Consider the following 20,630-nt stretch of genomic DNA (forward strand, 5'->3'; position numbering starts at 1 on the left):
GGAAGGTGCGGATGGTACGGAAGGTGCGGAAAGGCCTACGACCCCTCCAGGTTAGTCAGCCCCCGTACGCGCCGCTCGCCGTCAGCCGCAGGGCCGTGTCGATCAGGGGGACGTGGCTGAAGGCCTGCGGGAAGTTGCCCACCTGGCGCTGGAGCTTCGGATCCCATTCCTCCGCCAGCAGGCCCAGGTCGTTGCGGAGCGACAGCAGCTTCTCGAAGAGGCGCCGGGCCTCGTCGACCCGGCCGATCATCGCCAGGTCGTCCGCCATCCAGAACGAGCACGCCAGGAAGGCGCCCTCGTCGCCCTGGAGGCCGTCCACGCCCGCCTCCTCACCCGAGGTCGGGTAGCGCAGGATGAAGCCGTCGGGGGTCGACAGCTCGCGCTGGATCGCCTCGATCGTGCCGATCACCCGCTTGTCGTCCGGCGGCAGGAAGCCCATCTGCGGGATCAGCAGGAGGGAAGCGTCCAGCTCCTTGGACCCGTAGGACTGCGTGAAGGTGTTGCGTTCCTTGTCGTAGCCCTTCTCGCAGACGTCCTGGTGGATCTCGTCGCGCATCTCGCGCCACCGCTCCAGCGGCCCGTCCGCGTCCCCGCTCTCGATCAGCTTGATCGTGCGGTCCACGGCCACCCACGCCATCACCTTCGAGTGCACGAAGTGCCGGCGCGGGCCGCGGACCTCCCAGATGCCCTCGTCGGGCTGGTCCCAGTGGGTCTCCAGGTAGCGGATCAGCTTCAGCTGGAGCAGCGAGGCGTAGTCGTTGCGCGCCAGGCCGGTCATGTGGCCCAGGTGCAGGGCCTCGGTGACCTCGCCGTACACGTCGAGCTGGAGCTGGCCCGCGGCGCCGTTGCCGACCCGGACCGGGCGGGAGTTCTCGTACCCGGGCAGCCATTCCAGCTCGGTCTCGCCGAGCTCCCGCTCGCCCGCGATCCCGTACATGATCTGCAGGTTCTCCGGGTCGCCGGCCACCGCCCGCAGCAGCCACTCGCGCCAGGCGCGGGCCTCCTCGCGGTAGCCGGTGCGCAGCAGCGAGGACAGGGTGATGGCGGCGTCGCGGAGCCAGGTGTAGCGGTAGTCCCAGTTGCGGACCCCGCCGATCTCCTCCGGGAGGGAGGTGGTGGGCGCGGCGACGATCCCGCCCGTGGGGGCGTACGTGAGCGCCTTGAGGGTGATCAGCGAGCGGATCACCGCCTCCCGGTAGGGGCCGTGGTACGTGCACTGCTCGACCCAGTCCCGCCAGAACTCGGTGGTGGCCTCCAGGGCCTCCTCGGCCTCGGGCGGCTGCGGCGGCTCCTTGTGCGAGGGCTGCCAGCTGATGCAGAAGGCCTTCCGGTCGCCCGGCCCGACGGTGAAGTCGGAGTACGTGGTCAGGTCCTTGCCGTAGGTCTGCACCTCGGTGTCCAGCCAGACCGAGTCGGGGCCCGCCACGGCCACGGTGCGGTCGTCGACCCGGTGCACCCAGGGCACCACCCGGCCGTAGCTGAAGCGCATCCGCAGGGCGGAGCGCATGGGGACGCGCCCGCTGATGCCCTCCACGATGCGGATGATCTGCGGTGCGTGGTCCTCGCGGGGCGGCATGAAGTCGATCACGCGGACCGTGCCGCGCGGGGTGTCCCACTCGGACTCCAGGACCAGCGAGTCACCGCGGTAGCGGCGCCGGGTGGCACGCGGGGCCTCGGCGCCGGCCGGGAACGCCGGGCCGATCCGCCAGAACCCGTGTTCCTCGGTGCCGAGAATGCTCGCGAAGACGGCATGGGAATCGAAACGTGGCAGGCACAGCCAGTCCACCGCCCCGTCCCGGCAGACCAATGCCGCGGTCTGCATGTCGCCGATCAGTGCGTAATCCTCGATGCGCCCGGACACGTTGCATCTCCAGTCGAACAGCCACGTCCGCCCCGAAGGGCGCTTGCAATGCGCGATGTCGCGGATTCTCCGGTGATGTGGATCGCCGCGTCCAGCCCATGATTCCGGAACCGGACGGGTTACGCCGTTCGCGGGGCCGCTCGGCAGGGATGTGATCGAGATCCGAGCAGGACAAGACGGCACCCTAGTGATCCCCGTCAGCTTGGGGACAATGAGGTTCGGCCGAACGGGTGAGCAGCGGCGATACCGCCGTGACGGACCGCGCGCGGCCCCCCGCGAACGCCCCCGCCGCGTGGCCGGAGGCGGACCGGCCCGGGCGCTGATAGGCTGGTATCCCGTGGACCGGTGGTCTGCCTGTGCGAATCAGGAGCCCCGAAACCGCAGCTTCGGCGCCCCCTGAGACCCTCCGGATCGATGGTGGCCGGCGCCGGACGCACCTCACCTCGCGACCCACGGGAGCCCCCTCTTGGCGATGCCGCCCAAATCCATGACGACCAAGCACATCTTCGTCACCGGGGGTGTCGCTTCCTCCCTCGGCAAGGGCCTGACGGCCTCCAGCCTGGGTGCGCTGCTGAAGGCGCGCGGTCTTCGGGTCACGATGCAGAAGCTCGACCCGTACCTCAACGTCGACCCCGGCACGATGAACCCGTTCCAGCACGGCGAGGTGTTCGTCACCAACGACGGCGCCGAGACCGACCTGGACATCGGTCACTACGAGCGCTTCCTCGACGTCGACCTCGACGGCTCGGCCAACGTCACCACCGGCCAGGTCTACTCGCAGGTCATCGCCAAGGAGCGGCGCGGCGAGTACCTCGGTGACACCGTGCAGGTCATCCCGCACATCACCAACGAGATCAAGCACCGCATCCGTCGCATGGCGACCGACGACGTCGACGTCGTCATCACGGAGGTCGGCGGCACCGTCGGCGACATCGAGTCGCTGCCGTTCCTGGAGACCGTCCGCCAGGTCCGCCACGAGGTCGGCCGCGACAACGTCTTCGTCGTGCACATCTCGCTGCTGCCCTACATCGGCCCCTCCGGCGAGCTGAAGACCAAGCCGACCCAGCACTCCGTCGCGGCGCTGCGCAACATCGGCATCCAGCCCGACGCGATCGTGCTGCGCGCCGACCGCGAGGTCCCGACCTCGATCAAGCGCAAGATCTCGCTGATGTGCGACGTCGACGAGGAAGCCGTGGTCGCCGCGATCGACGCCAAGTCGATCTACGACATCCCCAAGGTGCTGCACACCGAGGGCCTGGACGCCTACGTCGTGCGCAAGCTCGACCTGCCGTTCCGCGACGTCAACTGGACCGTCTGGGAGGACCTGCTCGACCGGGTCCACAACCCCGACCACGAGGTCAAGGTCGCGCTCGTCGGCAAGTACATCGACCTGCCCGACGCCTACCTGTCGGTGACCGAGGCGCTGCGCGCCGGCGGCTTCGCCAACAAGGCCCGCGTGCAGATCAAGTGGGTCACCTCCGACGACTGCAAGACCCCGGCCGGTGCCGCGGCCGTGCTCGGAGACGTGGACGCGATCTGCGTGCCCGGCGGCTTCGGCGACCGTGGTGTCAACGGCAAGGTCGGTGCGATCACCTACGCCCGCGAGAACAAGGTCCCGCTGCTCGGCCTGTGCCTGGGCCTGCAGTGCGTGGTCATCGAGGCCGCGCGCAACCTGGCGGGCATCGAGGACGCGAACTCCACCGAGTTCGACGCCTCCACCCCGAACCCGGTGATCTCCACGATGGAGGAGCAGCTGGCCTTCGTCGAGGGCGCGGGCGACCTGGGCGGCACCATGCGCCTGGGCATGTACCCGGCGAAGCTCGCCGAGGGCTCCATCGTGCGCGAGGTCTACGGCGACCAGGCGTACGTGGACGAGCGCCACCGCCACCGCTACGAGGTCAACAACGCCTACCGCGGTGAGCTGGAGAAGAAGGCCGGTCTGGTCTTCTCCGGCACCTCCCCGGACAACAAGCTCGTCGAGTACGTCGAGTACCCGCGCGAGGTCCACCCCTACCTGGTGGCCACCCAGGCCCACCCGGAGCTGCGCTCGCGCCCGACGCGCCCGCACCCGCTGTTCGCGGGTCTGGTCAAGGCGGCCGTGGAGCGGCAGCAGGCCGCGAAGTAGTCGTACGGCACATACCGTAGACAGCCGGGGTACGGAGTTCCGTACCCCGGCTGTCGCGCGTTGTGGAGGGCTTCGGGGCATGTCGGGTATGGAGATCAAGGACACGTCGGAATCCTGGGAGACGGTGTCGACCCAGCGGCCGTTCCAGGGCGCGAAGACGGCGGTTGCCTCCGACGAGGTGCGGATGCCGGACGGGTCCGTGGCCCGCCGCGACTACCAGGTGCACCCCGGGTCGGTGTGCGTGCTGGCCCTGGACGACGCGGGACGGGTGCTGGTGCTGAGCCAGTACCGCCACCCGGTGCGGCGGCGGCTGTGGGAGCTCCCGGCGGGGCTCCTGGACGTCGTGGGGGAGAACCCGCTGCACGGGGCGCAGCGCGAGCTGTACGAGGAGGCGCACGTCAAGGCCGAGGACTGGCGGGTGCTGGCCGACTTCTACGCGTCCCCCGGCGGCTCCGACGAGGCCACCCGGATCTTCCTCGCGCGGGGCGTCTCGGAGGCGGACGGCGAACGCTACGCGGAGTCCGGCTCGGAGGAGGCGGACATGGAGGTGGCGTGGGTGCCGCTGCCTTCGCTGGTACGGGGTGTTCTGGCGGGCTCGCTGGGCAACCCCGGGCTCGTCACGGGGGCCCTGGCCCTCACGGCGGCCCTCGCCGCCGACCCCTCCCTGGCCTCCCTGCGTCCGGCGGACGCCCCGTGGCAGGCCCGGCCCTTCGAGGCGTAGCCCTGTGGGTGTGGGTGTGGGTGCGGGTGCGGGTGCGGCGCCGTTGCCGGGGGCGGGGTGGGGTGGGGTGTCGGCCTGGACTGCATGATTTAGGCGCCTTGCCCTTTACGGCCGGCAGTTGTGGCTTTCCTGTGCGCCACACATCACGCTTTACGTCCCGGCCGACACCCCACCCCGCCCCCCGTCCCCGGCCCGGCGCCCTTCCGACCCCGGCCGGGGGTGGTCTTCTTAGCCGTCCGGCGTTTGAGGACCGGGGTCTGGGGCGGAGCCTCAGGGGGTCCGGGCTGGCCCGGGGAACGGTGGAAGGGTGGGTAGGGGACTTCGCCCCGCAGGGCCCACCCAGCCGCACCGCGCGAGCGGCGCGTTAAAAAACAGCCCATCCGCTGATCCGATCGGGCGATTTGTCCGCCGCGCTCCACCCTGTCCGTCGCTCTGCGTGAACTACGCTCGCAATCCGAAGGCAGCGAGAGGAGCGGTTCCGTGACGGATTTCGTCGGGCGGCGGCGTGAGCTCAAGGAGCTCCGCGAGGACATCGCGCGAACCGGGCTCGACACCCTCTCCGGCCGCAAGGCCAAGGCCCCGCGCGCCCGGGTGCTCCTCGTCGCGGGGCGCCCCGGCTCCGGCCGGACCGCCCTCGCCGAAGCGCTGGTGCGCGAGATCGCCGACGACTATCCCGACGGGGTGCTGAAGGTCAGGCTCACCGCGCCCACGGGTGAGAGCGTCGCCACCGAGCGTGCCGTCCGCACCCTCCTGGAGGGACTCGGGCAGCCCACCCCGCCCGGCGCGGGCGAGGACGATCTCAGCTCCGCCCTGCGCACGGCCCTGGCCGGCCGCCGCATGGTCCTCCTCGTCGACGACGCCTCCGATCCGCACCAGGTCGACGCCCTGCTGCCGGACACCCCCGAGTGCCTGGTCGTCGTCACGTCGGAGGGCCCCCTGACCGGGATTCCGGATGTCCGCCCCTGCACCCTCGGCGGCCTCGACACCCCCTCGGCCGTCCGCATGCTCGTCCAGCGCATCGGCGACATCCGCGTCGCCAACGACCCGCGCGCGGCCGAAGCCCTCGCCGAGGAGTGCGGCGGCCAGCCCGCGGCGCTCGCCCTCGCGGGCGGCTGGCTCGCCGCACGCCCCAAGGCCTCCGTGGCGGACGTGGGCAAGCAGCTGCACGATATGCCCGCCGGGGTCGGCGGCCCGCTCGCCAAGGCCTTCAGGCTCGTCTACGAATCCCTCCCGCAGCCCGCCCAGCGGACCCTGCGGCTGCTTCCGCTTGCCCCCGCGGGCCTCGTCGACTCCCACGTCGCCTCCGCGCTGGCCGGCTGCTCCGTGGCCGCCGCGCAGTCGACCCTGGAGGACTTCGCCGCGCTGGGCCTGCTCCGGCCCGCCCACGACGGGCTGTACCTGCTGCCCGGCTGCCTCGCGCCGCTGCTCCAGGCCCTGCTGGAGGCCAAGGAGCGGCCCGCCGAGGTCCAGCTCGCGCGGGCCCGGATGCTGGAGCGCACCGTACGGCTGCTGCTCTCCTGCCGGGCGATGGCGGAGCCGGACGAAGACGGACCCGGCGGCGCCGTCGGGCTGCCGGAGAAGCTCGACGGGGTGCCGCGCGCGCTGCGCTTCGCCGACCGGCGGGCGGCGGAGACCTGGCTGGACACCCGGCTGCCCGCCCTGCTGGCCGCCGCCTCGCTGGCCGTGGCCGACGGGGAGCTGGACACCCTGGCGCGCAGGTTCGTGGCGGCGCTCGCGCGGGCGCTGTCCGAGCACCGCGGCACCGCCGGGGCGGCGCCCGAGCTGTACGGGCTGCACCAGCTCGTGCTGGACGTGGCCGAGCGGCGCGATCTGCACCGGGAGCAGGCCGCCGCGCTGCTGAACCTGGCCGATCTGGACGCCGAGACCGGCCGGACCCGGGAGGCGCTGGACCGGTACCGGGCCGCGCTGGACGCGGGAAAGGCGGCGAACGACCCGTACGCGTCGGGCCGCGCGATGGAATCCGTAGGCGGCGCGCACCAGGAGCTGGGGGACTGGCACCGGGCCTCCGACTGGTTCGGCCGGGCCCTGTCCCACGCCCTCGCCCGGGGGGAGCGCGCGGACGAGGCGCGGCTGTACGGGCGGCTGGGGAACGTGCACACGTACGCGGGCCGGTACGGGGACGCGCTGCGGAGCTGGCGGGCGGCCTCGGCCGGCTACCGGAAGCTCGCCGATGTCCCGGGCCAGGCAAAGGCGTTGAGCGAGATGGCGCGGATCCAGGAGTACGCGGGCCGGCCCGAGGAATCGCTGCACACCTGCCGGGAGGCGGTGGAGCTCGCGCGGAAGGCCGGGGACCTGCGGCTTCAGGCCGCGCTCCAGGTACGGCTGGCGGACACGCTGGACCGGCTCGGCGATCCCGCGGCTGCCAGGCTGCACAGGTCCGCGGCCGACAGATTGCTGGGAGATGACCCCGCAGCCTGCGAAATCCGCAGCGTTTCCGACTGAGATTATTACTTTGCAAGGCTAGACAGCCGCTCATCCTTCATTAGACTGGCTTCACCAGGTCATCCTCTGGTGCATCCCGTTGCGCGTTCTTGTGGACGGGTTTGTATTGAAGTAGCCCGAAACATCCCCTGAGCCAAGGACCGTGAGCCACGATGAAGGTCGGCATCCCCCGCGAGGTCAAGAACAACGAGTTCCGGGTCGCCATCACGCCCGCCGGCGTGCATGAGCTGGTCCGCAACGGCCACCAGGTCTTCGTCGAGCAGAACGCCGGTGTGGGCTCCTCGATCACGGACGCGGAGTACGTCTCCGCCGGCGCCGAGATCCTCGGCACCGCCGACGAGGTCTGGGCGACCGCTGACCTGCTGCTGAAGGTCAAGGAGCCCATCGCCGAGGAGTACCACCGCCTCCGCAAGGACCAGACCCTCTTCACCTACCTGCACCTCGCGGCCTCCCGCGAGTGCACGGACGCCCTCCTCGAGTCCGGCACCACCGCCATCGCGTACGAGACGGTCGAGACGGCGAACCGCGCCCTCCCGCTGCTCGCCCCGATGTCCGAGGTCGCGGGCCGTCTGGCCCCGCAGGTCGGCGCCTACCACCTGATGCGCTCGGTCGGCGGCCGCGGCGTGCTCCCCGGCGGCGTCCCCGGCACCCACGCCGGCGAGTGCGTGGTCATCGGCGGCGGCGTCTCCGGCTGGAACGCCGTGCAGATCGCCGTCGGCATGGGCTTCCACGTGACCCTGCTGGACCGCGACATCAACAAGCTCCGCGAGGCCGACAAGATCTTCGGCACGAAGATCAAGACGATCGTCTCCAACGCCTTCGAGCTGGAGAAGGCGGTCATCGAGGCCGACCTCGTCATCGGCGCGGTGCTGATCCCGGGTGCGAAGGCCCCGAAGCTGGTCACCAACGAGCTCGTCGCCAAGATGAAGCCCGGAAGTGTCCTTGTCGACATTGCGATCGACCAGGGCGGCTGCTTCGAGGACTCCCGCGCGACCACTCACGCCGAGCCGACCTTCCAGGTCCACAACTCGGTCTTCTACTGCGTCGCCAACATGCCGGGCGCGGTGCCGAACACCTCCACCTACGCCCTGACCAACGCCACGCTGCCCTACATCGTGCAGCTCGCGAACCTCGGCTGGGTCGAGGCGCTGCGTCGTGACCCGGCGCTCGCGCTGGGCCTCAACACCCATGACGGCCAGGTCGTTTACCGCGAGGTCGCCGAGGCGCACGGCCTCGAGACCCTCGAGCTGAGCACGCTTCTCGGCTGAGTCGTCAACGACTGACGTCAATCTCACGTATCCGGCCGGACCTTGCTCGCGAGGTCCGGCCGGAGGCGTTCCCGGGGTCGTCCGCAGGGCCGCTCAACTCGCCTCGAACGTAACCCTTTAACCCTTTCGCACACCCGCGAAACTTCCCGGCGACAGCTCGTACGCCCTTGACAGAGTGGTGTTCGGTTGCCGACACATCGCGGCGGGTCCGGCGGATTGTGTTGCCGCTGAGTGGTGACACGCCATAGAGTCGCCAACCGTCGGCATGGTGCCACGCTGACCTATCGATAAGTGTCCTGGTCACGTCCGAGGAGGTAAGACGACTTGTGAATGAGTCGACATTTGCTCCTGGAGGTGGTCGAGCAGGAGGGCCTGCGCGGGGCCAGGGTCCTGCCGGAATCGAAGCCGTGGGATCCGTAGCGGTCCGCACCTTCGCAAACCACCAGCACATGACGACGCCCCAAAAGAGCATGGACGGCCTAGACGTGAACTCCAGGGCCGGCGACCTGAGCGGCGACAAGCCCGTGGGTTTCGCCGACTACGAACAGGTGCCCGAGGGGCATTTCTACGACCCCGACGCGGAGTACGAGCCCGACCCCGAGTACGCGGCCACTCTCGCCCCCGACGCTGCCCGTCAGCGCCGTGAGCGGATCGGCCCGACCGGAAGGCCGCTGCCGTACTTCCCGATCCCGGGTCCGCTGACCGATCACGGTCCGGCGACGATCATCGCGATGTGCAACCAGAAGGGCGGCGTGGGCAAGACCACGTCGACCATCAACCTGGGTGCGGCGCTCGCGGAGTACGGGCGCCGGGTGCTGCTCGTCGACTTCGACCCGCAGGGCGCGCTGTCGGTCGGCCTCGGGGTCAACCCGATGGAACTCGACCTGACGGTCTACAACCTGCTCATGGAGCGGGGCATGTCGGCCGACGAGGTGCTGCTGAAGACGGCGGTCCCCAACATGGACCTGCTGCCGAGCAACATCGACCTGTCCGCCGCCGAAGTGCAGTTGGTCAGCGAGGTCGCGCGCGAGTCGACGCTGCAGCGGGCCCTGAAGCCCCTGCTGCCCGACTACGACTACATCGTGATCGACTGTCAGCCCTCGCTCGGTCTGCTGACCGTGAACGCCCTGACGGCGGCTCACAAGGTCATCGTGCCGCTGGAGTGCGAGTTCTTCGCACTGCGCGGCGTGGCGCTGCTGACCGAGACCATCGAGAAGGTGCAGGAGCGGCTCAACCCGGAGCTGGAGCTCGACGGCATCCTCGCCACGATGTACGACTCCCGTACGGTGCACAGCCGTGAGGTGCTGGCGCGCGTCGTCGAGGCCTTCGACGACCACGTCTACCACACGGTCATCGGCCGCACGGTGCGGTTCCCGGAGACCACGGTCGCCGGCGAGCCGATCACCACGTACGCCTCCAACTCCGTCGGCGCCGCCGCCTATCGCCAACTGGCCAGGGAGGTGCTCGCCCGGTGTCCCGCCGAGTGAGTCTGCCCGGAGCCGACGAACTGTTCCGTACGACCGGGGGGATGGCACTGACGTCCTCCTCGCCGTCGTCGCGGGGAGTCGAGCACGCCGCGTCGGCGGCGGAGGGCACGGCGGGAGAGGGCCGCAGCCGGGAGGCTGAGGCCGGCACGGAGCCGGGCGTCGGTCCGCAGCGGCGTCCGCAGGAAGGTTCCGGTAACGCCGTCCCCGCCCCCACCCCCGGTCGGGGCAAGGGGCAGGGCCGGGGTGCGAACCGGCGGCCCAGCGGGCGCGAGCGGCACGACGAGAAGATCACGGTCTACGTCTCCGCGGAGGAGCTCATGGACCTGGAACACGCGCGGCTGGTGCTGCGCGGGGAGCACGGTCTGGCGGTCGACCGCGGCCGGATCGTGCGGGAGGCCGTCGCGGTGGTGCTGGCCGACCTGGAGTCCCGCGGGGACGCGAGCATCCTGGTCCGGCGGCTGCGGGGGCGCTGACCCCCTGCGGGGGGCTCGGGCGGGGTGGTCCGTCGGCCCCCTGCGGTCCGTCGCCGCCCCGGACTCCGGTCCTCAAGCGTCGGACGGCTGAAAAGACCACCGTGCGTGGGAGTCTTAGGGGCTCGGGCCCCGCGGCCCCTGTCCGCCGGCCGTCACTCCGTACCACCCTGGACCGCAATGCCCCCTCCTGCCGAACCCGGCCTCCCGCCCCGCCGCTCGCTGGGCCGCGGCCCGGGTGCTCCCGTACCGGCCCCAGGGGCTCCGGCCGGGGTCGGGGCGGCCCCGGAGGCCCCCGGTGGCCCTGAGGGGCCCGAGGAGGCCGTGGCGGCCCCTGTGGCCGCGGTCGAGCCCGTAAGTGAGGCCGTGGTCGAGGCCGGAGCCGTGCCGGACCCCGTCGGGGACGGGCGGTTCACGGTGCACCTCGGGAACTTCGAGGGGCCCTTCGATCTGCTGTTGCAGCTGATCTCCCGGCACAAGATGGATGTCACCGAGGTCGCGCTGTCGGAGGTCACCAACGAGTTCATGGCGCACATCCGTGCCATGGGGCCCGACTGGGACCTCGACCAGACGACCGAGTTCCTCGTCGTCGCCGCCACCCTGCTCGACCTGAAGGCGGCCCGGCTGCTGCCCGTCGCCGAGGTCGAGGACGAGGCGGACCTCGCGCTGCTGGAGGCCCGGGACCTGCTGTTCGCGCGGCTGCTGCAGTACCGGGCGTACAAGCGGATCGCCGAGATCTTCCAGGACCGGGCCGAGATCGAGGGCAAGCGCTACCCGCGCACCGTGGGGCTGGAGCCCCACCTCGCCGAGCTGCTCCCCGAGGTGGTCATCAGCATCGGCGGCGAGGGGCTGGCGCGGCTCGCGGTCAAGGCCATGCAGCCCCGGGCGAAGCCGCAGGTGTACGTGGACCACATCCACGCGCCCCTGGTGAGCGTCCGGGAGCAGGCCGGGCTGGTCGTGGCGCTGCTCAAGGCCCGGGGCGAGGCCACCTTCCAGGAGCTCACCGAGGACGCGGCGGACACCCTGACCGTCGTGGCGCGCTTCCTGGCCCTCCTGGAGCTCTACCGGGAGAAGGCGGTGGTCCTGGACCAGGAGGAGGCCCTGACGACGCTCACGGTGCGCTGGAGCGGCGGGGACGGGGACGGCATGCCGACGGTGACGGACGAGTTCGACCAGATCGTGGAGGTCAAGGAGTGAGTGACGTGACGACCCCCGTGGCCGGGCTGGCCCTGAAGCCGGCCCTGGAGGCCGTCCTCATGGTCGTGGACGAGCCGGCGACCGAGGCGCACCTGGCCAGGGTCCTGGAGCGGACCCCGCGCGAGGTCGCTCACGCGCTGCGCGAGCTGGCGGACGAGTACGAGGCGCAGGGCTGCGGATTCGAGCTGCGGCTCGTCGCCGGGGGCTGGCGGTTCTACAGCCGGGCGGACTACGCGCCGGCGGTGGAGGCCTTCGTCCTGGACGGCCAGCAGGCCCGTCTCACCCAGGCGGCGCTGGAGACCATGGCCGTCGTCGCGTACCGCCAGCCGGTCAGCCGGTCGCGGGTCTCGGCGGTCCGCGGAGTCAACTGCGACGGGGTCATGCGCACCCTCCTCCAGCGGGGTCTGGTGGAGGAGGCGGGGACGGAACCCGAAACAGGTGCGATCCTGTACAGGACGACGAACTACTTTCTGGAGCGGATGGGCCTGCGTGGCCTGGACGAGCTCCCGGAGCTCGCGCCCTTCCTCCCCGAGGCGGACGCGATCGAAGCCGAGACGCAAGAGGGTGTTCCGTCGTTCGATCCGGACTCTCCGGATACCGATGAAGACGACAAGACGACGGAACTTTGATGCGAAGCAGCGGCAACGGCAACGGTGGCGGCAACAGGAACAGCGGCGGCGGTGGTGGCGGGCGCGGTAGCTCCCCCCGCGGCGGCTCCTCCAGCGGCGGCGGTGGTGGCTACCGCGGTGGCGGCTCCGGCGGCGGCAGCGGCTCGGGCGGCGGCTCCCGCGGCGGCTCCTCGGGCGGTGGCTACCAGGGTGGCGGCTCCCGCGGGGGCTCCTCCGGCGGCGGCTACCAGGGCGGCAGCGGCTCCGGTGGCGGCTCCCGTGGCGGCTCCTCGGGTGGTGGCTACCAGGGTGGCGGCTCCCGTGGCGGCTCCTCGGGTGGCGGCTACCAGGGTGGCGGCTCCCGTGGCGGCTCCTCGGGTGGTGGCTACCAGGGTGGCGGCTCCCGCGGCGGCAGCTCGGGCGGCGGCTACCAGGGCGGCTCCTCCGGCGGCGGCTACCAGGGTGGCGGCTCCTCCGGCGGTTACCAGGGCGGCAGCTCCGACCGTGACCGCGAGCAGGCCCCCCGCATCCGCAACCCCCGCCCCGAGGAGCGTCGCTACGACGTCGGCCCCGAGGGCGAGCGCAACGGCCGCGGCGGTGCCAAGGCGGGCGGCGGCGGTGCCCGTGGCGCGGCCGACGGCAACCGCGGTGGCGGTGCACGCGGCGCCGCGGCCCGCGGTGGCGCCAAGGGCGGCCCGAAGGTCTCCCGTACCCCGGCCATCGGCGGCGCCGGCGGCCCGCGCCTCGGCCCCGGCTCCCGCAGCGGCCAGTCCAAGCCGCGCGAGCTGGAGGCGCGGATCGAGGAGCGCGTGCGCGACCGGTACGCCGACAAGCCCGTGATCAAGACCCCGAAGACCTTCCCGGGTGCCGAGGAGGAGGGCGAGCGCCTGCAGAAGGTCCTCGCCCGTGCCGGCATGGGCTCGCGCCGTGCGTGCGAGGAGCTCATCGAGCAGGCGCGCGTCGAGGTCAACGGCGAGATCGTCCTGGAGCAGGGCAAGCGCGTGAAGCCCTCGGACGAGATCAAGGTGGACGGCCTGACCGTCGCCACCCAGTCGTACCTGTTCTTCGCGCTGAACAAGCCGGCCGGCGTCGTCTCCACCATGGAGGACCCGGACGGCCGCCAGTGCCTCGGTGACTACGTCACCAACCGTGAGACGCGTCTCTTCCACGTCGGCCGGCTCGACACCGAGACCGAGGGCATCATCCTGCTCACCAACCACGGTGAGCTGGCCCACCGCCTCACGCACCCGAAGTACGGCGTGAAGAAGACCTACGTCGCCGCGATCACCGGTCCGCTGCCGCGCGACATCGGCAAGCGCCTCAAGGACGGCATCGAGCTGGAGGACGGGTACGCCCGCGCCGACCACTTCCGCGTCGTCGACCAGCTCGGCAAGAACTACCTGGTCGAGGTGACCCTCCACGAGGGCCGCAAGCACATCGTCCGCCGCATGCTGTCCGAGGCCGGCTTCCCGGTCGAGAAGCTCGTGCGGACCTCCTTCGGTCCGATCGAGCTCGGTGACCAGAAGTCCGGCTGGCTGCGCCGCCTGACCAACACCGAGGTCGGCATGCTCATGCGCGAGGTCGGTCTGTAGGACCCCGTCAGTACCCCGGCCTCCTGAAGGCCTCCAGAACCCGCGGTGCCCCTGGGCGCCGCGGGTTTTCTGGTTGTGCCGGGCCCCGGACCCTGTTTATAGTCAGTCTGACCATAAAGGGATGGGGGCGTCATGGGATGGCAGACGAGCTGGACCGAGATCCTCGGCTTCGTCACGGGTGCCGTGTGCGTCTGGCTGGTCGCCCGGCAGCACATCGCCAACTGGCCGGTCGGCATCGCCAACAACGTCTTCTTCATCGTGCTCTTCACCCAGGCCGGCCTCTACGCCGACGCCGGGCTGCAGATCGTCTTCATCGCCCTGGCCGCGTACGGCTGGTGGTCCTGGACCCACGGGGGTGGCCCGGGCACCACCACGGCCCTGCCGGTGCGCCGCACCACGGCCGCCGAGTGGACCGCGCTGGCCGCGACGGGAGCGGTGGCGGTGCTCGGCCTGACCCTCCTGCTGAGCCGGGCCACCGACTCCACCGTGCCGTTCTGGGACGCCTTGACGACCGGGCTCTCGCTCGCCGCCACGTACGGGCAGTGCCGCAAGCTCGTCGAGTCCTGGTGGCTGTGGATCGCCGCGGACCTCGTGTACATCCCGCTGTACGCGTACAAGGGGCTGTACCTGACCTCCCTGCTCTACGTCGGCTTCCTCGCCCTGTGCGTCGCCGGACTGCTCGGCTGGCGCCGGGCGCTCCCGGCCCGCGAGGTGCTGGCGGTGACGGCATGAAGCGCCACGGCCACGGCCTGGTCCTCGGGAAGTTCTATCCGCCGCACGCCGGCCACCACCACCTGGTGCGCACCGCGCAGGACCAGTGCGAGCGGCTGACCGTCCTGGTCTGCGCGGCCTCGGTGGAGTCCGTACCGCTCGCCGACCGGGTCGCCTGGATGCGCGAGGCGCACCCGGGGGCCGAGGTGGTCGGCGCGGTCGACGACATCCCGGTCGACCTCCACGACCCGGCCGTCTGGGAGGCGCACATGGCGATCTTCCGGCGCGCGGTGCGCCGCCCGGTCGACGCCGTCTTCACCTCCGAGGCCTACGGGACCGAGCTCGCGCGGCGGTTCGGCGCCGAGGAGGTCTGCGTGGACCGGGACCGCACCCTGTTCCCGGTGTCCGGCACGGCCGTACGGGCCGACCCCGTCGGGAACTGGGAGTTCCTGGGACCCGCCGTACGGGCGGCGCTGACCCGGCGGATCGTCGTGCTCGGCGCCGAGTCCACCGGCACGACCACGCTGTCGCGGGCCCTGGCCGAGCACTGGCGGGGGCGCGGCGGGGTGTGGGCGAAGACCGGCTGGGTCGCGGAGTACGGCAGGCAGTACAGCGAGGAGCGGCTCGCGGCGGCGCGCGCCGCGGACCCGGCGGCGACCTGGGAGCAGGTGAGCTTCGCCCCGGCGGAGTTCCCGGTGATCGCGCGGCGGCAGGACGCGGAGGAGGAGCGGGCGGCCCGGCTGGGATCACCCGTGCTCTTCTGCGACACCGACTCCTTCGCCACCGGCATCTGGCACGAGCGGTACACGGGCGCGCGCAGTGCCGAGGTCGAGCGGATCGCCGCCGCGACACGGCGGGACCTGTACCTGCTCACCGACCACGCGGACGTGCCCTTCGAGGACGACGGGCTGCGCGACGGGGAGGAGCTCCGGCCGTGGATGACCGGGCGGTTCCTGGAGGAACTGGAACGGACCGGGAAGCGCTACCTCGTGGTCCGCGGGGACCGCGGGGCGCGGCTGGCGGCGGCGGTGGCCGCGGTCGACGGACTCCTGGCGGAGGGCTGGCGGTTCGCGGATCCGCTGCCGGAGCGGGTGTCCGGGCGGGTGTCCGGGCGGGTGTCCGGGCGGGTGCCCGGGCAGGTGGCCGGGCGGACCGGGGAGCGGGCGGGGGAGCGGAGCCGATGAGTGACACCGGACCTGGACCCCATCCCGGACCTGGACCCCATCCCGGACGCGGCCCCGGCCCCGGGCACGCGTACGACCCGCACGCCTTCGCGCCCTTCGCGGTGACCGTGGACCTCGCCGTCTTCACCGTGCGCGGCGGGATCCTGCACGTGCTGCTGATCCGGCGCGCGCAGGAACCGTACGCGGGCGCCTGGGCGCTCCCCGGCGGCTTCCTGCTGCCGCGGGAATCCGCGGAGACGGCGGCCCGGCGCGAACTGGCCGAGGAGACCGGCCTGTCGGCGGACGTGGTCGACGCCCTGCACCTGGACCAGCTGCGCACCTACAGCGAACCGGACCGGGACCCCCGCATGCGGGTGGTCTCGGTGGCCTTCACCGCGCTCGTCCCCGATCTGCCGGAACCGGCGGCCGAGGGCGGCGGAGACGCGGACCGGGCCCGCTGGGTGCCGGTGGGCGAGGCCTGTGCGCCGGCCTTCGGACTGGCCTTCGACCACGCGGAGATCCTCGCGGACGCCCGCTCCCGGGTGGGCTCGAAGCTGGAGTACAGCTGCCTCGCCACCGCGTTCTGCCCGCCCGAGTTCACCCTCGGCGAGCTCCAGGCCGTCTACGAGACCGTCTGGGACACCGCCCTGGACCGACCCAACTTCCGCCGCAAGGTCCTGGCCACGCCCGGCTTCGTCGAGGCCGTGCCCGGAGCCGCCCGGCTCACCGGCGGCCGCGGCAAACCGGCCGCGCTCTACCGGTCCGGACCCGCGACCACCCTGCACCCGCCCCTGCTGCGCCCTTCGGAAGGACACCCACGATGACGATGCCGCCGATGCCGCCGACGACATCCACGCACGCGAAGCGGGCCGCCACGGGCTCCCTGATCGGACTGGCTCTGGGAGACGCCCTAGGCTTCCCGACGGAGTTCAACGACGTGCCCCGGATCCTGGCGAAGACCGGCCCGTGGCGGCAGATGGACCTGCCCCGGCCGGCGATCGTCACGGACGACACCCAGATGACGCTGGCCCTCGCGCGGGGCATACGGACCGCCGCGGAGCGGGGCCGGGTGGGCCCGCTGCGGCTCGCGCGGCCGGTCCGGGAGGAGTTCGTCGACTGGTACCACTCCCCGGAGAACAACCGGGCCCCGGGCCACACCTGCATGAAGGCCTGCAGCCTGCTCAACCACCCCGAGCGGGACTGGCGCGACGCCAGCCAGCTCGGCTCCAAGGGCTGCGGAGCGAACATGCGGGTGGCCCCGGTCGGGCTGGTGCCGGGCTGGACGCAGGAGGAGCGGGCCGGCGCGGCCCAGCTCCAGTCGGCGCTGACCCACGGCCACCCGACCGCACTGGCCGCCTCCGACCTCACGGCGCGGGCGGTGTTCCTGCTGGCGCAGGGCACCGAGGTGACCGGCCTGGTCGGGCAACTGCGCTCGTACGCCCTGGAGAACCGCACCCGCTACCACGAGCGCTGGCTCGGCGACCTCTGGACGCGGACGGCCTCGGACGCCTCGGCCGAATCCTTCATGGCGCGCGGCTGGGACGAGTGCCTGGAGGTCCTGGACCGCCTCGCGGCGGCCCTGCGCAGCCCGTCCCCCGAAACGGACCCCTGCCTGACGACCGGCGAAGGCTGGATCGCCGAGGAAGCCCTGGCCACCGCCCTCCAGTGCTTCCTGCTCTTCCCGGACGAACCGCTCCTGGCCCTGCGCCGCGCGGCCTGCACGGCGGGGGACTCCGACTCCATCGCCTGCCTGGCCGGCGCCTTCGCCGGCGCCCACCTCGGCGCGGCCGCCTGGCCCCACGACTGGGAGGGCCGCATCGAGTACCGCGCCGAACTCCTGTCCTTCGGCACCCTCTGGGACGCGTGAGCGGTGCTGAACCCGATGGCCGTCGACCTGACCCCCGTCGTCGCGGAGCAGCCGGACCCGCTGCTCTTCGCGACGGTCTCGGGCGCCCACCTGTACGGATTCCCCTCCAAGGACTCCGACGTCGACCTGCGCGGCGCACACCTGCTGCCGGCGGCGGAGCTGCTGTCGCTCCGCGACCCGGAGGAGACGCGCAGCCGCATGTGGGTCCGGGACGGTACCGAGATGGACCTGGTCACACACGACCTGCGCAAGTTCGTCCGGCTGATGCTGAACCGCAACGGCTACGTCCTGGAACAGCTGCTGTCCCCCCTGGTGGTGCACACGACGCCGGCGCACGAGGAGCTGGTCTCCCTGGCCCCCGCCGTCCTGACCTCGCACCACGCCCACCACTACCGGGGCTTCGCGAACACGCAGTGGCGGCTCTTCGGGAAGACGGCCGAGCTCAAGCCGCTGCTCTACACCTTCCGGGCGCTGCTTACGGGCATCCACCTGATGCGCTCGGCACGGGTGCAGGCGCACCTGCCCACGCTGCTGGACGAGGTGCCGGAGGCTCCGGGCTATCTGGCCGGATTGATCGAGGCCAAGGCCGAGGCCGAGCACGGGGCTGCCGTGGGTGTCGACGCCTGGCAGGTGGGGCGGGACTTCGAGGCCCTGCACGGGGTCCTGGAGGCGGCCCGGGAGGCCTCGCCGCTGCCGGAGCACGCGGCGGCCTTCGACGCGCTCGACGCGTTCGTCGTACGGCGGCGGGTGGGTTAGGTCGTTGCCGATGCGCGGCGGGTGCGGAGGAGGAAGTCCTCCACGCGGGACAGGTCCGGGGCCTCGGGGAGGGGGGTCGTGGTGAGGGCGGCTTCGGTTTCCTCCTGGAGGAGGGTCATCCAGGCGTCGACCTCCTCCCAGGTGAGCTCGCCGCGGCGGACCGCGAGGAGGCGGTCGCGGTAGGGGGTCGCGTCGATCACCAGGCGGCCCGTGCGCAGCAGGTCGCGGCAGGACAGCAGCAGCCGCAGCAGGTGCATGGCGTGCTTCCAGCGCGGGGCGCCGTGGTTGCGGAGGTCGCCGAGGAGTTTGCCGCGCTGGGAGACGGCGTACCGGCTGAAGGTGGTGTGGGCCCGGCGGGAGAGGAACGCGCCGCGGAGCGAGAGGAGTTCCTCGCCGACCGGCGTGAGGTCCTCCACGAGAGGGGAGTGGAGGACCTCCAGGATGTTCGGGTTGGCGCGCAGCGCGAGTTCGCAGAAGCGCTCCAGCTCCCACGAGAACTCCTCGTCCCGGGGCCCGTCCACGTGCGTCGGCGGCTTCTCGAAGCGCCAGAACAGCGGCGTCGGGGCGAGGTAGACACCGCGCCGGTCGGTGTCGCTCGCCTCCGTCGCCAGGCCGAACGCCCTCGAACCGATCACGCACGAGTAGACCGTGTGGTCCCTGACCAGGGTGAGTTCGAGCGGCTCGGGGGTCGGGCTGTTCGTGTGGGCCTCGTTCATCCGGCGAGGCTAGTGCCGCGGCCCGCGGCTAGGCGAGCGAGATTTCGCCCGCCGGGGAGACGGTGATCTTCTTCTCTTCCAGCGGCTTGGTGGCCGGGCCCTTGGCCACCGCGCCGTCCGCGACCTTGAACTTGCTGCCGTGGCACGGGCAGTCGATGGTGCCCGCCTCCACCTTGTTCACGAGGCAGCCCTGGTGGGGGCAGACCGCCGTGAAGCAGCGGAAGGAGCCCGCCGTCGGCTGGGTGACGACCAGCTTCTCCTCCTTGAGGACCGTGCCGCCGCCGACCGGTACCTCCGAGGACTTGATCAGGGCCTTGGCGTCCGCGGCCGGAGCCGAGGACGAGGCGGACGCGGAGTTCTGCGCCGTGGGCGCGCTGCCGCCCTCGGACGACGGCTTCGCCTCGTCGGCTCCGCCGCACGCGGTCAGCACGCCGCCTGCCAGGACGCTCGCGCCGGCAGCCAGTACCGTGCGCCGGGCGGCGCGGGTGGGGTCGCTCATGACTTCTCCTCGGGTGATCGCCGGGATGGCGAAAGGCATCCTGGCGCGTGACGGGCTCCGGCAACACCCCGCCGCGCCTTGACTCAGCCCTCCGGAGGCCGGGGAACGAGTTCGGCCGGCGCACCTGGGGCGCGTACCACCTCCCACACGCGCACCACGGCGTCCCGGTTCAGCGGTCCGTGGACGTGCGGATAGCGGAGGCCCGTTTCACCCTCCCGGCGGACCTCGGAGGTGAGGGCGCGCTCGTCGAGCTCCACGGCGAGCAGGGTCCCCGGTACGGATCCGTAGTGCGCGGCGGCGATCGCGAGCACCGTCTCCGGATCCGCCGAACAGTGCACGAAACCCTCGGAGTCGAGGGAGGGCGGGGCGTACGGGCGTGCGGGATCCGCGGTCCAGTCGGAGAGCGGCACGAGGTGGAAGATCATGCCGATCGTTCTACCGCAGTCGGCGCACGCCTCTGCGCCAAGTGGCAGACGTGCCCGAGTTGGGTGACATTGTCCGTATCTCGAAGCCGGGTACGCCGATTTCCGCGCGCCCGGTCCCTCTTCGAAAGGCATCACCATGGCGGGCAACGACCTCGGCTCCCTTCTCGGCGGCCTCCTCGGCGGCGGCAGCGGCGGACAGGGCGGCAGTGGCGGCGGCAACATCCTCGGCTCCCTCCTCGGCGCCCTCTTGGGCGGCGGCGGTGCCGGCGGCGCCCAGGCGGCCGGAGGCGCGGGGAACAACCCGCTCGGCGGGCTGCTGGACATGCTGACCAAGTCGGGTCTGACCGAACAGGCCCAGTCCTGGGTCGGCACCGGCGAGAACCAGCCGGTCAGCGGCGCGGAGATCGCCAAGGCCCTGCCGGACGACACCCTGGCCAAGGTCGCCGAGCAGGCGGGCGTCACCCCCGAGGTGGCCGCCGACCAGATCGCGCAGGCACTCCCGCAGGCCGTGGACAAGCTGACCCCGCAGGGCTCGGTCCCCAGCGGCTCGCTGGAGGACATCATCAAGCAGCAGGGCCTCTGAGCGACCCCGAGCCCCCCAGAGCGACCCCGGTCCTGCCGGGGGTGGTTCCCGAGGGCCCGGCGGCCCGTCCCAGCGGACGGGACGCCGGGCCCTCGCACCGTTCCCGCTGGCTACCCTG

General features: G+C 72.1%; 19 protein-coding genes. 15 read left to right on the forward strand and 4 right to left on the reverse strand.

Features of this window, described 5'->3' with window-relative positions; genetic code table 11:
- Window positions 1-55: 55 nt before the first annotated feature.
- On the reverse strand, window positions 56-1,861 hold the full coding sequence (locus AC3IX6_RS29765) for a glycoside hydrolase family 15 protein (RefSeq protein ID WP_489366196.1): 1,806 nt from the start codon (window positions 1,859-1,861) through the stop codon (window positions 56-58).
- A 472-nt stretch (window positions 1,862-2,333) separates the two neighbouring features.
- On the opposite strand from AC3IX6_RS29765, the gene pyrG reads away from it, so the two are divergent.
- The 14 genes from pyrG to AC3IX6_RS29835 all read left to right on the forward strand — a co-directional run bounded on the left by pyrG (window position 2,334) and on the right by AC3IX6_RS29835 (window position 18,289).
- Complete coding sequence (pyrG, locus tag AC3IX6_RS29770) at window positions 2,334-3,986, forward strand: CTP synthase (protein WP_489366198.1); 1,653 nt, start codon at window positions 2,334-2,336, stop codon at window positions 3,984-3,986.
- 88 nt (window positions 3,987-4,074) lie between these two features.
- Complete coding sequence (locus AC3IX6_RS29775; RefSeq protein ID WP_489371599.1) at window positions 4,075-4,707, forward strand: NUDIX domain-containing protein; 633 nt, start codon at window positions 4,075-4,077, stop codon at window positions 4,705-4,707.
- 480 nt (window positions 4,708-5,187) lie between these two features.
- Window positions 5,188-7,170: an AAA family ATPase gene (locus AC3IX6_RS29780; RefSeq protein ID WP_489366200.1), complete on the forward strand. Its 1,983-nt coding sequence runs from the start codon at window positions 5,188-5,190 to the stop codon at window positions 7,168-7,170.
- 152 nt (window positions 7,171-7,322) lie between these two features.
- Window positions 7,323-8,438, forward strand: coding sequence for an alanine dehydrogenase (gene ald, locus AC3IX6_RS29785; RefSeq protein ID WP_266876781.1), 1,116 nt, complete (start codon window positions 7,323-7,325; stop codon window positions 8,436-8,438).
- Between the two features lie 449 nt (window positions 8,439-8,887).
- Complete coding sequence (locus AC3IX6_RS29790) at window positions 8,888-9,925, forward strand: ParA family protein (RefSeq protein WP_266958946.1); 1,038 nt, start codon at window positions 8,888-8,890, stop codon at window positions 9,923-9,925.
- Window positions 9,910-10,398 carry a hypothetical protein gene (locus AC3IX6_RS29795; protein WP_383953705.1) on the forward strand — a complete coding sequence of 163 codons (489 nt, stop codon included), beginning with the start codon at window positions 9,910-9,912 and terminating at the stop codon, window positions 10,396-10,398. Before AC3IX6_RS29790 ends, AC3IX6_RS29795 begins: the two co-directional genes overlap by 16 nt.
- Window positions 10,399-10,575: 177 nt before the next feature.
- Entirely contained in the window at window positions 10,576-11,592 is a 1,017-nt protein-coding gene (locus AC3IX6_RS29800; RefSeq protein ID WP_489366203.1) for a segregation and condensation protein A, read from the forward strand.
- Window positions 11,593-11,597: 5 nt separating this feature from the next.
- The gene (gene scpB, locus AC3IX6_RS29805; RefSeq protein ID WP_489366205.1) at window positions 11,598-12,221 is read left to right on the forward strand and encodes an SMC-Scp complex subunit ScpB; all 624 of its coding nucleotides are present in this window, start codon (window positions 11,598-11,600) and stop codon (window positions 12,219-12,221) included.
- Window positions 12,221-13,792 carry a pseudouridine synthase gene (locus tag AC3IX6_RS29810; protein ID WP_489366207.1) on the forward strand — a complete coding sequence of 524 codons (1,572 nt, stop codon included), beginning with the start codon at window positions 12,221-12,223 and terminating at the stop codon, window positions 13,790-13,792. Before scpB ends, AC3IX6_RS29810 begins: the two co-directional genes overlap by 1 nt.
- Before the next feature lie 132 nt (window positions 13,793-13,924).
- Window positions 13,925-14,524, forward strand: a complete 600-nt coding sequence (pnuC, locus tag AC3IX6_RS29815; protein WP_489366209.1) for a nicotinamide riboside transporter PnuC — start codon at window positions 13,925-13,927, stop codon at window positions 14,522-14,524.
- Window positions 14,521-15,687: an AAA family ATPase gene (locus AC3IX6_RS29820; RefSeq protein ID WP_489366211.1), complete on the forward strand. Its 1,167-nt coding sequence runs from the start codon at window positions 14,521-14,523 to the stop codon at window positions 15,685-15,687. The genes pnuC and AC3IX6_RS29820 overlap by 4 nt, the downstream gene beginning before the upstream one ends.
- Window positions 15,684-16,490, forward strand: a complete 807-nt coding sequence (locus tag AC3IX6_RS29825; protein WP_489366213.1) for an NUDIX hydrolase — start codon at window positions 15,684-15,686, stop codon at window positions 16,488-16,490. Before AC3IX6_RS29820 ends, AC3IX6_RS29825 begins: the two co-directional genes overlap by 4 nt.
- Window positions 16,487-17,533: an ADP-ribosylglycohydrolase family protein gene (locus AC3IX6_RS29830; protein ID WP_489366215.1), complete on the forward strand. Its 1,047-nt coding sequence runs from the start codon at window positions 16,487-16,489 to the stop codon at window positions 17,531-17,533. Before AC3IX6_RS29825 ends, AC3IX6_RS29830 begins: the two co-directional genes overlap by 4 nt.
- 15 nt (window positions 17,534-17,548) lie before the next feature.
- Window positions 17,549-18,289, forward strand: a complete 741-nt coding sequence (locus tag AC3IX6_RS29835; RefSeq protein ID WP_489366217.1) for a nucleotidyltransferase domain-containing protein — start codon at window positions 17,549-17,551, stop codon at window positions 18,287-18,289.
- Here AC3IX6_RS29835 and AC3IX6_RS29840 read toward each other — a convergent pair.
- From AC3IX6_RS29840 to AC3IX6_RS29850, 3 genes are all read right to left on the reverse strand, one after another.
- Window positions 18,286-19,005, reverse strand: coding sequence for a nucleotidyltransferase domain-containing protein (locus AC3IX6_RS29840; RefSeq protein WP_489366219.1), 720 nt, complete (start codon window positions 19,003-19,005; stop codon window positions 18,286-18,288). The two genes, AC3IX6_RS29835 and AC3IX6_RS29840, sit on opposite strands and share 4 nt — an antisense overlap.
- 28 nt (window positions 19,006-19,033) lie before the next feature.
- Window positions 19,034-19,504 carry a Rieske (2Fe-2S) protein gene (locus tag AC3IX6_RS29845; protein WP_489366221.1) on the reverse strand — a complete coding sequence of 157 codons (471 nt, stop codon included), beginning with the start codon at window positions 19,502-19,504 and terminating at the stop codon, window positions 19,034-19,036.
- Window positions 19,505-19,587: 83 nt separating this feature from the next.
- Window positions 19,588-19,929, reverse strand: a complete 342-nt coding sequence (locus tag AC3IX6_RS29850; RefSeq protein ID WP_489366223.1) for a DUF952 domain-containing protein — start codon at window positions 19,927-19,929, stop codon at window positions 19,588-19,590.
- 136 nt (window positions 19,930-20,065) lie between these two features.
- Between AC3IX6_RS29850 and AC3IX6_RS29855 the strand changes: the two genes are divergently transcribed.
- Window positions 20,066-20,512 carry a YidB family protein gene (locus AC3IX6_RS29855; protein WP_489366224.1) on the forward strand — a complete coding sequence of 149 codons (447 nt, stop codon included), beginning with the start codon at window positions 20,066-20,068 and terminating at the stop codon, window positions 20,510-20,512.
- The last annotated feature ends 118 nt before the right edge of the window (window positions 20,513-20,630 follow it).

The organism is Streptomyces sp. GL_141 (assembly GCF_057834385.1).